Origin of the sequence: Paraburkholderia sp. EB58, assembly GCF_050436665.1 — a bacterium.
Classification (GTDB): Bacteria; Pseudomonadota; Gammaproteobacteria; order Burkholderiales; family Burkholderiaceae; genus Paraburkholderia.
Genome location: NZ_JBNDMQ010000041.1, coordinates 14,185 through 26,691, shown reverse-complemented (window position 1 = coordinate 26,691; position 12,507 = coordinate 14,185). Strand labels below are relative to the sequence as shown.

The 12,507-nt window shown below is 60.9% G+C and carries 9 protein-coding genes, 1 pseudogene and 1 riboswitch; of the genes and pseudogenes, 3 read left to right on the top strand and 7 right to left on the bottom strand.

The window, feature by feature from the left end:
* Positions 1–13 precede the first annotated feature (13 nt).
* Positions 14–502, bottom strand: coding sequence for a GFA family protein (locus tag P3T40_RS37770; protein WP_429272796.1), 489 nt, complete (start codon positions 500–502; stop codon positions 14–16).
* Positions 503–751: 249 nt separating this feature from the next.
* On the opposite strand from P3T40_RS37770, the gene P3T40_RS37765 reads away from it, so the two are divergent.
* Positions 752–1,588, top strand: coding sequence for a class I SAM-dependent methyltransferase (locus tag P3T40_RS37765; protein ID WP_429272795.1), 837 nt, complete (start codon positions 752–754; stop codon positions 1,586–1,588).
* A gap of 82 nt (positions 1,589–1,670) precedes the next feature.
* On the opposite strand, the gene pip is transcribed toward P3T40_RS37765, so the two are convergent.
* Positions 1,671–2,603 (bottom strand): prolyl aminopeptidase, encoded by a 933-nt coding sequence (pip, locus tag P3T40_RS37760; protein WP_429272794.1) that lies wholly within the window; start codon positions 2,601–2,603, stop codon positions 1,671–1,673.
* A 245-nt stretch (positions 2,604–2,848) separates the two neighbouring features.
* Here pip and P3T40_RS37755 point away from each other — a divergent pair, with 245 nt between their 5' ends.
* Positions 2,849–3,238, top strand: coding sequence for a VOC family protein (locus tag P3T40_RS37755; RefSeq protein ID WP_429272793.1), 390 nt, complete (start codon positions 2,849–2,851; stop codon positions 3,236–3,238).
* A 10-nt stretch (positions 3,239–3,248) separates the two neighbouring features.
* Here the strand turns inward: P3T40_RS37755 and P3T40_RS37750 are convergent, their stop codons facing one another.
* From P3T40_RS37750 to P3T40_RS37730, 5 genes and pseudogenes are all read right to left on the bottom strand, one after another.
* On the bottom strand, positions 3,249–3,815 hold the full coding sequence (locus P3T40_RS37750; RefSeq protein WP_429272836.1) for a class I tRNA ligase family protein: 567 nt from the start codon (positions 3,813–3,815) through the stop codon (positions 3,249–3,251).
* A gap of 120 nt (positions 3,816–3,935) precedes the next feature.
* Positions 3,936–5,852: pseudogene (gene valS / locus P3T40_RS37745) on the bottom strand (valine--tRNA ligase); the annotation flags it as partial.
* Between the two features lie 554 nt (positions 5,853–6,406).
* Complete coding sequence (locus tag P3T40_RS37740; protein WP_429272792.1) at positions 6,407–8,272, bottom strand: M3 family metallopeptidase; 1,866 nt, start codon at positions 8,270–8,272, stop codon at positions 6,407–6,409.
* A gap of 120 nt (positions 8,273–8,392) precedes the next feature.
* Positions 8,393–9,778 carry a cysteine--tRNA ligase gene (cysS, locus tag P3T40_RS37735; RefSeq protein WP_429272791.1) on the bottom strand — a complete coding sequence of 462 codons (1,386 nt, stop codon included), beginning with the start codon at positions 9,776–9,778 and terminating at the stop codon, positions 8,393–8,395.
* A gap of 217 nt (positions 9,779–9,995) precedes the next feature.
* A complete protein-coding gene (locus P3T40_RS37730) occupies positions 9,996–10,880 on the bottom strand; it encodes a tetrahydrofolate dehydrogenase/cyclohydrolase catalytic domain-containing protein (RefSeq protein WP_429272790.1) in 885 nt (294 codons plus the stop codon).
* A 169-nt stretch (positions 10,881–11,049) separates the two neighbouring features.
* Positions 11,050–11,132: riboswitch (ZMP/ZTP riboswitch) on the bottom strand.
* A gap of 114 nt (positions 11,133–11,246) precedes the next feature.
* Here P3T40_RS37730 and P3T40_RS37725 point away from each other — a divergent pair.
* The gene (locus P3T40_RS37725; RefSeq protein WP_429272789.1) at positions 11,247–12,491 is read left to right on the top strand and encodes an MFS transporter; all 1,245 of its coding nucleotides are present in this window, start codon (positions 11,247–11,249) and stop codon (positions 12,489–12,491) included.
* Positions 12,492–12,507 lie beyond the last annotated feature (16 nt).

Genomic DNA, 12,507 nt, shown 5'->3' with positions numbered 1-12,507 from the left:
GGCTTGGCCCGGTCTACTTTCGGGGCGGTAGCGCTGCACGTCGAGCGAGGCTCTCCTGCGACCAATAAATGGAAGCCTTGTAATACGCCTCAACCGCAGGTGTGCTCTCTGGCAGTACGATCCAGGGTTGTTTAGACGCCGTGAAGATATGAATGTCCGGCGGGAAACGGTCGGGTTCATCGAGCGTTCCAACGCGAACAAAACATACCGCATCGCCCCCTCCTGCATAGTGGCTCCAGACCGCGACATGGCATTTCGGACAGCGGGCGATCTTCTGCCCCTTGCCGCTCTGCGACGGCGTATAGACGAATTCGATCTCACCCTGCAACAACACGACACGGTCAGACTCGATCATGGCGTTGAGCGCGAACGAGGCCCCGCTTTCCCGCTGACACCAACGACAATGACAGCAGTGAACGATCATCGGCGCGCTCGTCATGCGGTAACGCACGGCGCCGCAAGTACAGCCGCCTTCATAAGACGGGGATTGTTCGAACGCCATCTCGCACCTCTCTCATGAAAGGGACAACGTCTGTTGTCGCACGCCCGCCAATGTTCCAGGTTCGCACAGTTTGCGTCAAGGCCGCGCGCCGGCGCACGACGGATGTTTTGAAAGACGCTCAAGGAGCTAATGGCAGCGCGCTCTTCGCGAATTGCCAACGCCGTTTCGGCAGCAGATAATCGGCCACCGCTCGACCGAAACGTTTTCGTCAACGACGCATCACGCATACTTTGTCCGGAGTCGCTACGCATGCAAGCACTGTCACCCGTCGAGACGTATCTGCAGGATTTTCATCAGCGTCAGCCCGGTGCAACGACCGCAGCATTTGCACACCTTCGTGCCCGTTCCAGCGTGGCCGACTATGCGTCGTCTTACGCTGCCCTCGCGGCATATGTGCCGCAGCCGACAGTACCGCTGACGGTCCTCGATCTCGCCTGCGGCGACGGACATCTGCTCAAGCTGCTCTCTGACCGGCAAGGGCCCTCGCTGAAGCTGATTGGCGTCGACATGAGCCAGGGCGAACTGGACGTCGCGCGGGCCACGCTTCCAGGCCACGTCGTGCTGCTGAAGGAACGTGCGCAAGAACTGTCCGTGGAAACGGGCAGCATCGACTGCGTGCTATCGCATATGGCCATGATGTTGATGGACGACATCGAGCAGGTGATCAAGGAAGTCCGGCGTGTGCTTCGTCCGCACGGGCAGTTTGCTACGGTTGTTGGGCGCGGTTTTTTGCTTGGCGACGTGAGCGAGATTTTACTCGGCGTTCTCCTGCCCATTCTCAAGGAAGAGGGGACATGGTTCCGTTTCGGCGATGCCCGAACCCGAACGATCGACGGATGGACCGAACTGCTCGCGCGCGATTTCGAAAATCTGCAGTTCGAAGACCTGGACGTGGATTGGGATCCGCTTCCCCATGAACTGTGGGACTCGCTGACTGAAACCTACGATATAGACCGGCTATCTGCACCGTCCAAAACACGTCTGCGAGAACGCTTCATTCACGCGCTGTCCGACTTGCAGCGAAGTGACGGGACCATCCGCACGGGTTGGGCTATTCGGCTGATCCGCGCTCAAGCAAAGCCCTGATAACGCGACGCATGGTAACGCGATGTCCGCCCATCTATCTGCGGACATCGTTTATCCAAGGCAATTACGAATATCCGTTCGCCTAGCTCGCAAACCGATCCGTCGCGGCGATTAACGCCTGCAGAATGCCCGGCTCGTTATAAGCGTGGCCGGCGTCCGGCACGATCTGCAAGCTCGCCTTCGGCCAGGCTTTGGATAGATCCCACGCTGTGCGTGCCGGCGTGGCCACATCGTAACGGCCTTGCACGATCACGCCAGGGATATCGGCGAGGCGATGTGCATCCCGCAGCAGTTGCCCTTCCTCGACGAAGCCATCGTTGACGAAGTAGTGGTTTTCGATCCGCGCGAAAGCGAGTGCGTACTTGTCGTCGCCGAAGTGTTGCTCCAGTTCGGGGCTGGGCAACAAGGTGATGGTGCGGCCCTCCCACAGGCTCCAGGCGCGTGCGGCTTGCCGTTTCACCGCTTCATCATCGCCGGTCAGGCGTCGACGATAGGCTGCCATCAGATCGCCGCGCTCCTCGACCGGGATAGGTGCGAGGAAGCCCTCCCAGAGGTCGGGGAACAACCACGATGCGCCTTCCTGGTAGTACCACAGCAGTTCGGCGCGGCGCATCGTGAAGATGCCACGTACAACCAATGCAGTGACCCGCTGTGGATGCGTTTCCGAATAGGCGAGGCCGAGGGAACTGCCCCACGATCCGCCGAACACCAGCCATTGTTCGACGCCCATCATCTCGCGCAGCCGTTCAATGTCCGCTACGAGATCCCACGTCGTGTTGTTGTCCAGACTGGCGTGCGGCTTGGAACGACCGCATCCGCGCTGATCGAACAGTAGCACGTTGTAGCGCGTCGGATTGAACAGGCGCCGGTGCTCCGGGCTGCACCCGCCGCCAGGACCGCCATGGAGAAACACCGCCGGCTTGCCATTGGGATTGCCGCACAGTTCCCAGTAGACCTGGTGTCCGTCACCGGTATCGAGAAATCCGTGCTTATAGGGTTCGATTGATGGGTACATGAGTGATTTGATTCCGAGGTGTGAGTGCCGGCTGATCGCGGCTCAGGCTTCGCACCAATTGTGGCGCAGACATGCCGGCAGGTTCATCGTCAAGATACATGCGGCGGTGGGAGCGCGCAATGGTGGTCGCGGGGAATAGCAACATGGAATAGCCCGTTCGCGCGACGGGCATTAAGCGCGGGCGCCGATCGCACGCTATTCTGCGCATTGAAGCTACGAGCCCACCCCAATTGGAGAGCGATGAAATGCCACCGACCGTTTTGCGTGTCGCCCGCCCGACCAACGATATCAGCAGCGTGGCCCGCTTTTACACGGAGGGACTGTGCTTCGAGGTACTGGCAAGCTTCGCAGATCACGAAGGTTTTGACGGGGTGATCCTGGGCCGACGGGACTGTCCATGGCACATCGAATTCACGCATCAGCATGGCGCGACCGTCGCCAATGCGCCCACGGCAGAGCACTTGCTGGTGCTTTATCTGCCTGAGCGCGAGGCGTGGGACGCTGCGGTTGCAAGAATGCAGGCGCTGGGCGTGGCGCCTTGCCGGTCCGAGAATCCCTATTGGGATCGCCAAGGCGCGACGTTCGAAGACCCCGATGGTTACCGAGTTGTGTTGCAGAACGCGGCGTGGGGTTGAGTGAGCTAGGCTAGGATAGCTCCACTCGCACGCGGAACACATCCGCGGCAAGCATTTCCAACTGCTTGACCTGCCCTGCTTCGCAAAGGTCTCTCTGTGCGAGCTTGAGCAGGTCTAGCTGGCTTGGCGCGCCATCGACCACCACCCGCTTCACCTCGGCCTTCATCGACAGCCTGGCGTCGGATTTGGCTTTACGAATCTCCCCCAACACTTCAGAGACGATCGCGATGAGTTCCGCTGACGAACCGTCATCGGGTCCGCCCAACGCGTCCAACTCCTCAGCCGTCGGCCACTGAGCGGTATGGACCGATCCCTCCATCCACCAGGACCAGCATTCCTCTGCGACGAACGGAAGAAACGGCGCAAACAGCCGCTGTAGCACCGATAGTGAGGCCGACAGTGCATTGCGGGCCGACTGCGCCAGCATCCCGCTGCCGTAAGCCCGCCCCTTGACGAGTTCAACATAGTCGTCGCAATACCACCAGAAAAAGCCTTCAGTGTGTTCGATGGCCCTGTTGTATTCGAATGCCTCCAGCGCGGCCGTTGCGTCCGCCACCACAGCGGCCAGACGTTGCATCATGGCGCGATCGAGACCCCCGGTAATGCATCCATCTGGATCCCCACCGAAACCCAATGCAAACTTCGACGCGTTCAGCAGCTTGAGCGCCAGCCTGCGGCCCACCTTCATCTGCTTTTCTTCGAAGACAGTGTCCGTACCCGGTCCGCCCATCGCCGCCCAATAGCGCACGCCATCGGAGCCGTACGTATCGAGCAGCGCCATCGGCGTGATCACGTTGCCCTTCGACTTCGACATCTTCTTGCGATCCGGATCAAGAATCCAGCCGGAAAGCATCGCGTGCTTCCAGGGTGCGCTCTGCGCTTCGAAGCCGGCACGCACCACCGTATAGAACAGCCACGTGCGGATGATCTCGTGTGCCTGAGGACGCAGGTCCATCGGGAAAATCCTCGCAAAACACGCGTCGGGTTCTTCCCACCCGCCTGCAATCTGCGGCGTCAGCGAACTGGTAGCCCACGTGTCCATGATGTCGGCGTCGCCCACGAAGCCATTGGGCTAACCCCGTTGCGCCTCGGTATAGCCAGCAGGCACGTGCGAGCGCGGATCGACTGGCAATGCAGACGTATCAGGTCGTATTGGCTTGCTGTAGTCGGGTTCGCCCGATGAATCGAGCGGATACCACAGTGGGATCGGCACGCCGAAGATGCGCTGGCGGCTGATGAGCCAGTCGCTATTCAGGCCCGACACCCAGTGGTCGTAGCGAGCGGCCATGTACTCAGGATGCCAGTTCAGTTGCCCGCCTCGTTCCAGCAACTGCGTGCGCAATGCGTCGTCGCGCCCTCCGCTGCGCAGATACCATTGCCTCGTGGTCACGATTTCCAGCGGGCGATCCCCCTTCTCGAAGTATTTGACACTATGCGTAATAGGCCGCGGTGGCGCCGTCAAATCGCCGCTTTCGATCAACATCTCGACGATTCGACTACGAGCCTGCGCAGCGGATGCGCCGGCAAGACGCGCATAGGTCTGCTGTGCAAGAGACGATTCGAGCCATGCCGGCACCTCGTCCTGCAGACGACCGTCTTTCGCGATCACGCAGCGTGTCGGCAGGCTAAGTTCACGCCACCAGATCACGTCGGCGACGTCGCCGAAGGTACAGATCATCGCGAGCCCCGTGCCCTTCTCGGGCTCCGCGAGCGGATGGGCCAGAACCGGCACGTCGATCCCGAAAAGCGGCGAGCGCACCAACGTTCCCATCAGGTGGCGATAGCGCTCGTCGTTGGGGTGAGCCACTAGTGCGACACAAGCCGGCAGCAGTTCCGGACGAGTCGTCGAGATCACGATCGAGTTGCCGCCGTGATCGACGAAGCGCAGATCGTGATATGCCCCGGCAAGCTCCCGATCTTCGAGCTCAGCCTGCGCGACCGCGGTCTGGAACGTCACGTCCCACAGACACGGCGCATCCTGGTTGTACAACTCGCCTCGCTCCAGATTGCGCAGGAATGCAAACTGGCTTGCACGCTGCGACCGCTCGTCGATGGTGGCGTAGGTGAGAGTCCAGTCGACTGAAATGCCAAGCCGCACGAACAGTTCTCTGAAAGCGCGTTCGTCGATCGCGGTCAGCTTGTGGCACAACTCGATAAAGTTGCGCCGGCTGATCCGCGCAAACTCCGAGCGACGCGCAGCCGGTGCTGCGGGAGCGCGATAGTGTGGATCGTAGGCCGCATCCGGGTCGCAGATGACGCCGTAGAAGTTCTCGACGCGCCGTTCCGTCGGCAGACCGTTGTCGTCCCACCCCATCGGATAGAAGACGCTTTTTCCAGTCATGCGCCGATAGCGGGCGATGATGTCCGCGTGCGTATAACTGAAGACATGGCCCACATGCAAGGAACCCGAAACGGTGGGCGGCGGCGTATCGATCGAAAAGACGTCATCGCGCTGCGCGCTGCGGTCGAAGATGTAGGTGTGCTGCGCTTGCCAATGCTCGGTCCACCGCGCTTCGAGTGCGTCGAGGCTAGGGCGATCGGGCACGCTTGCAGCAGCTCGGCGTCGGGCCGAACGGCAGCGCTGTGGAGCGGCCAATGTAAGTTGAGGTTTCATCTCTGCTTCGCTATTAATGGAGAATTCAGGCTGCCCTGCGACGCACAGGCGTGCACAAACTCGCGTGGACCCAAGCAAGAGTCACGAACGAATCCAACAGGCGTGCGTCATCCACGACTTTGGTCAGGCCGCTCGATTGAGCGATGTCGAGTCTGGACGGCGGTGTTTATCCTGGCGGTGGAACGCCAGGCGAAGGCTCACGAGCGCTCAATAACGTGAAACGTGGCGGTGGTCGCGCGGGAGCAGAACGGCGAGCTAAAGCGAAGTGAAACGAGAGACGGGAGCAGGTGCGGCGAAATGCGCGAAGCGACGAGTGCCTGCCAATGAAAGGCGGTGCGTTCCGCGTGGCAGGTAGGGAAATCAGTGCGGCATTACGTTTAACGGTGACATAGCATCCTCCGCGAGTGAACGTTAGATAAGCGTTGTCTCGACTTGTGATCGAGATATGTTTTTATAATCGATCATTGAAATTGGCACAAGTGTTATGTGAGGTCTGCTATCGAAAGCGGAAGCGCGTCATGCCGCCTCCGGTCAATTCCATGCCGCCTCAAGCACTAAGCAGCCTGCGCCTGCCGCTCGATCCACGCCTCAAATGCCGCATACATAGCCGGCAACGATTCCTCGTTGGTCGCAATGCATTGCGGGCCGTGCACAATGGCTATCGACGCATCGAGGTCGCCCTCATCCCTAGCCATAAACGGCGCTGCACGATCCGCCCGCTCGAAGGCCTCTTGCGCCAGCGCCCACGCTTCCCGTGGCGAGCGATTGCATTCCGTCGCCAGATACGACGAACTCAAAACCTCCCCCGTCATATTCCGCAAGGTCTCATCAAGCGTCAAACTGTTGCCCGTTGCCCAGCAATGTTTCGTGAGCAGCAGCCCCACTTCGGGGTTGTCCACGATATAGCCGAGCGAGCGCATCAGATAAGCGCGCGTCTGCGACGCAGCCATCTTCGCCAGCAGATAGCCGTGGTAATAGACCGCGATGTCGTGATAGATGGGATGAGGCGTGGTCAGCACATAGTCGGTGTGATGCGGCACGCCGAGAATTCTGTGTGTGACGGAGCGCGCCAGACCGAGTACCGAGTCGACAGTGAGCTGCGCATCCTCCATGGCGTAGAGCGCCCGTTCGAAATACGTCGGCACCAGGTCGCGCCGCTCGGTGTACGCGCGAAATGCCTGACGTGTTTCGACACGTTCCCGGATCATTTCGTCAGGCATCGGCTCGCCGGCCACATTGTGCGCGTATCGTCGCATCCAGCAAGGGTCGCCCGGCAGCGCGTCGAAAAACTTCGCCTGCGCTTCGAGAAACGCGGGCGAGGTAGGCGCGAATTCCTGCGAAAAACAGGGCGAATTGAGCGTCACATTCGAAAGATGCGCGCCGTGCCCTGCTTCATGGAACAGCACGTTGATGCCCTGCAGTCCCGCACCGACTTGTTGCGGGCGCGCCGTCGAAGTGAAACGCACGTCCGCTGGCACCCAACCCCTGACGTCGTCGTGATAGCTCGGCGTAGGCGCTATACAGAAGCCCGTTTGAAACTTGCCCGGCCGGTCCAGCAAATCAATCTCGATCCGCGCACCGCGATAAGACACGCCAAGCCGTCGGAACGATTCCGCCCAACGCTCCAGCGCTTTGCTAAAAGGAAAGTACGCGTCGGCTTGTTGCGCCGAGCCGCCGCGTAGTCTGTAAGCCAGGTTATGCGGCTGCAGACTCTCTTCACCGTACTCGTGAACGATGCGGTCCAACGACGCGAAATGCGCGTCTCGAGTATTCCGCTCGAACTCATCAAAGACCGCAAAGAGTTGCTCGGGACTCATGCTGCTATTGGTACGCAGCCGGTATTCGAAGAAGTCGCGATAGCCGAGTTCGCGCGCCAATGCATTGCGCTTGGCTACGATCTCGAGAAAGCCGTTTTCCAGCAACCAGGGTTCGAGTCCATGCAAAGCATGGTGCGAGCTTTTGCGCGCAGCTTCATCCGGGTTGGATGCGAGGTTCGCGCGCAGCGCACCGGATGACGCCTGCTCGCTGCGTCCCGACGCGCCCACGTGATGCATTGTGTATGCCTGGCGGCGCGCAAACAGATCGGCATCCAGTCTGATCAGCTCAGCAAGCAATGCTGCCGCGCGCTCGTTGCCCAACGAATTGCATTCGAACACCTCGACCCAGCCGCGCAAGCCGGTCAGGAGCGGGTCACGTTCAACAGACTGCGTGGCGGCCTCAAGCCTCGCCAGATGCGCCCGGATCTGCGCTAACCGCTGCGGGTCCGCGAGGAAGGTCTTACGGGCGAGCCCAGCTGCACCCAACGCGTCGTGCTCGTCGCTCTGACCTGTATGGGTCAACCAGTAGAGATCGCCTTCCAGTCGATGCAGTTCCAGATAGTCTTGATTGAGTTGGTCAAAGAAGGCGCGAGCGCTTTTCATGTGCGGAACATGGTTGGAATCGTTGTTTATGCTGCTTGGGAGGACGGCGAGAGATCACGCAGCGGGAGGCAGTGATCGTAGCGCAGTCCGCCTACAGTTGACTTGCTAGACGGTGCCGCATTACTTCGCCGCATCAATCGGACTCAACCGTTGCCCGCCTGCACCATCCTCAACCTGCCAACCCGCCGCCTTCAACGTCTCACGCAGCCGATCGGACTCGGCCCAGTCCTTAGCGGCGCGAGCCTTCTCACGCTGTTGAGCCAGCGCGGTGACATCCGCCGGAATCTCGAACGCATTCGCCTGCCACTCCGCCAGCCGCAAGCCAAGCACCGGTTCAAAGGCGTCAACCGTCGCCCGTCGCGTCGCCGCCGGCAGATCGCTTCGCACTACCTCCCACACGATGGCCAGCGCGCGCGGCAGATTCAGATCCTGATTGATCTCGGCGTTAAAACGCGCAACATATCCCCCATCCGCCGTGCCGCCGGCAGGCCAGCTTGCATACGCTTTGCGCAGCCTGTCCAACGCGGCTTGTGCCGCCCCAATCGCCTCATGATTGAAACGCAGCTTGCTGCGGTAATGCGCGCTCATGCAAAGATAGCGGTAGGCGAGCGGCTCGATCCCGCGCTCGATCAAACTCTGCAGGCGCAAAAAGTCGCCACTCGATTTGGACATCTTGGCCGCGTCGACTGTCAGAAAGTGCCCGTGCATCCAGAAGTTGGCAAGCCGTGTACCGTGGCAAGCCTGCGTCTGCGCAATCTCATTGCTGTGATGCACGGCAATGTGGTCTTCGCCGCCGCAGTGAATGTCGAACCAGGGGCTCAGGTACCTGGCCGACATCGCCGAGCACTCGATATGCCAGCCCGGAAAACCACGTCCCCATGGACTGTCCCATTCCATTTGCCGCGTCGAATCGGGTGGACTGAATTTCCACAGTGCAAAGTCGGTCGCGCGCCGCTTCTCACCTAAAGCCACCCGCTTGCCGGCTTGCAACCCCGCGTGATCGAGACGCGCCAGATAGCCGTAGTCGTCCTGCCTGCTGGTGTCGAAGTACACGCCGTCGTTCGTCTGGTACGTATAGCCATTGCGTTCCAGCTCGGCGATGAAGGCGATTTGCTCCGCAATATGGTCCGTCGCGCGGCACCAGACCGTGGGTTCCAACAGGTTGAGCGCTTGCCAGTCGCTCATGAATGCACGGGTATAGCGTTCGGCAATCTCCCAAGCCGATGCGCCCGTGCGCCGGCTGCCTTTTTCCATCTTGTCTTCGCCTTCATCGGCATCGGAGACGAGATGGCCGACGTCGGTGATATTGACGACGTGCCGCACCTCGTAGCCGTTTAGCGCGAGAACGCGCCGCAGCACATCTTCGAACACGTAGGTCCGCAGATTGCCGATATGCGCGTGGTCGTACACCGTCGGTCCGCAGCAGTACAGGCCCACGTGGCTTGGTTGCAAAGCAGTGAACGGGCGCACAGCGCGCGACCAGGTATCGTACAAGGCGAGAGCCATTGAATTGCCGTAGGGTGAGTGGTGGGAAGCGCCAAAAAACAAAAAGGCCACCGGTTTTTCAACGGGTGGCCATCGGGGACTTGCTCAGATGTGACGTAACGCGACGCGCTAGACGCAAGCTCCCTCTGGCAGGCTTTGACAGCATGCATGCATGAAGCGGGAGAGAGAGAGGGCGGCGAAGGTCATGGGACGATGCTAGCGCGCGTTGATTTTTTGGTCAATCGGTTTGGGTTTGACCGGTGGGTTGAGCATATGCCAGTTCAGCAGCGTCGACGGTCTGCGCGATGAGGGTGGCAATCGTCATCGGCCCGACGCCGCCGGGCACGGGCGTCACTGCCGCGCACCGGCTTGTCAGTCCGTCGAGGTCAATATCGCCGACGCCTCCAGGATGGTAGCCGGCGTCGATCACGACCGCGCCGTCGCTGATCCAGTGATTGGGAATGAACTTCGGCTTGCCCACGGCGCCCACGACGATTTGCGCGCGCCGCACTTCAGCTTCGAGATTCACGGTCTTCGAGTGACACAAGGTGACCGTCGCGTTCGCATTCGACAACATCAGTGCCATTGGCTTGCCCAGAATTGCGCTGCGTCCGACCACCACCGCGCGCTTGCCGGCGAGCTCGATCCCATAGTGCGCGAGTAGCCGCATGATGCCAGTGGGCGTGGCAGGGCCGAACGCGGCCTCGCCGAGCGCCATCCGGCCGAAGCCGTGACTCGTCACGCCATCAACGTCCTTGAGCATCGAGATGCGGTCGAAACACCGGCGCTCGTCGACCTGAGCGGGGACAGGGTGTTGCAACAGGATCCCTTGAACGTCTGGATCCGCGTTAAGCCGGTCGATCTCGGCGAGGACCTCGTCGGTGGTGCTGCTGGCAGGCAATGCGACGAGGCGCGAGTCCATGCCGACGCGCCGGCATGCGTTGCCCTTCATCCGCACATAGGTGGCCGAGGCGGGATCGTCACCGACCAGAATGGTGGCCAGTATCGGTGTACGGCCGCCATTCCTTGCCTTGAGCGCGGCAACTCGCGCGGACAGCTCGTGTTCACCCTGCGCCGCAACCGCTTTGCCATCCAGGATTACGCATTTCAGAGAGTTGTCCATAGCTCAGCTCCTGGTCATTGCGGTGTCATGGCCGCTACGCTGCAAAAGGTGGACGCAATGGTGGGCGAGTACGAGGCCGCGCAGATGAGGGAATGTTGGCGACACGGTGGAAGCGGTAAAACGCGGGGTAGAAATCAGGGCAGTCATCGGAAGTCTCCAAAGAGAACGATCAAGATGCCCAGGCGAACGGCGGTCTAGCCTCTACGCTTCCCGATGGTGATCCATCTTCTCTCGCCAGTCACGTAGGTCGCCATTTTAACTCACGACCACGCCACCAGGACAAGCCGTACCTCGGGGTATCCTTCAGTCTGCCCGCCAAGCTCCGGCTGCCCAGCCGTAACGCGGTGACCAACAGGCGATAATTCCGTGCGCGTCAACCACCAGGCCTTTTTCTGCTCGCTTTTCTTTGCGCGGCTGGCGGACCAGATTCTGCTGTTCCTGGTCCCGCTGGTCGTATTCCAGACGACCCAGAAGGTATCGTGGTCAGGCATCGCCTTCTTTCTCGAGGCGTTGCCGCGCTATCTGTTCTTCCCGCTGTTCGGCGCACTCAGTGACCGCTTCTCCCCGCTCAAACTGATGCGTATCAGCCAGACGTACCGCGCCGTCGTCTGTATCGCGGGGGTGCTGGGCTATGCGCGGTGGGGCGGAATCGGCTGGCTGATTGCGCTGTCCGCCTGCTGCGGCATCCTTACGAGCCAGGGCTTCGTAGCGCGCGAAGTCATGCTCCCGCAGATCTTCAAGGCTCACAAGTTCGAGCGCGTACTGGCCGTCTCGCAGCTGGCCGACCAGCTCGGCGTGGTGCTCGGCCCCATGGCCGCGGCGTTGTTGCTCGGCTGGTGGCGCTGGGAGTTCGTGGTGGCCACTACCGGTGCGCTGTTCCTGGTCGCCGACGGCGCATTCGTACTGTGGCAACGCGTGAGCGGCTTTCAGGCCATTGCACCGGAACCGCCTCAAGGTCATTGGACGCAACCACTGCGCACCGCCGTACAGCACGTCGTGCATCTGCCCGGTCTGAAAAAAGTCATCCTGCTGGCCGCCGCCGAGAATCTCGTCATCGGCGTGACGCTCGCCACCTCAGCCGCCATGGTCACCGGCATCCATCATCAATCGGGGCGTTTTTACGCCGTGCTGCAGACCATCGGCGCGATTGCCACCGTGCTGATCTTGCTGACCATCGCCCGCGCCTCGTTTTCCAGCAAGACGCTGGGTCTGCTGGCGTTTCTGGCAATCTGCCTCGGCGGTGTGATCGCCGGTGCGAGTGCGAGTCCGTGGGGCTATGCGCTGGGTTTCGTGCTGATTATCGGCTTCGACAAGATGTTCAACGTCTACATCCGAAGCGCCCGGAAAAAGATTATTCCGGCCAAGGACTACGGAAAAACCACCGGTGTCATCATCCTGCTGAACAACCTCACCCAGCCGCTCGCGGGCCTGCTGGTGGGCGTATTTGCCGGACGTGGGCACACAGGCCTGCTGATCGTGCTGCTGTCGCTGACAATGGGGACGATCGGAGCGGCCGCGTCGATCGCCGGACCGTGGCTGCAGCAGAGGCGCGCCGCCGGCATCGAACGCGGAGCCAGTTTGAACGAGGCCGGCATTCGCGAGAGTGAGTAAATGTGGGAATGCAGAG

Coding starts and splice junctions, on each gene's coding strand:
- P3T40_RS37770 (WP_429272796.1), bottom strand. CDS start 502: ATGGCGTTCGAACAATCCCCGTCTTATGAAGGCGGCTGTACTTGCGGC.
- P3T40_RS37765 (WP_429272795.1), top strand. CDS start 752: ATGCAAGCACTGTCACCCGTCGAGACGTATCTGCAGGATTTTCATCAG.
- pip (WP_429272794.1), bottom strand. CDS start 2,603: ATGTACCCATCAATCGAACCCTATAAGCACGGATTTCTCGATACCGGT.
- P3T40_RS37755 (WP_429272793.1), top strand. CDS start 2,849: ATGCCACCGACCGTTTTGCGTGTCGCCCGCCCGACCAACGATATCAGC.
- P3T40_RS37750 (WP_429272836.1), bottom strand. CDS start 3,815: ATGCAACGTCTGGCCGCTGTGGTGGCGGACGCAACGGCCGCGCTGGAG.
- P3T40_RS37740 (WP_429272792.1), bottom strand. CDS start 8,272: ATGAAAAGCGCTCGCGCCTTCTTTGACCAACTCAATCAAGACTATCTG.
- cysS (WP_429272791.1), bottom strand. CDS start 9,778: ATGGCTCTCGCCTTGTACGATACCTGGTCGCGCGCTGTGCGCCCGTTC.
- P3T40_RS37730 (WP_429272790.1), bottom strand. CDS start 10,880: ATGGACAACTCTCTGAAATGCGTAATCCTGGATGGCAAAGCGGTTGCG.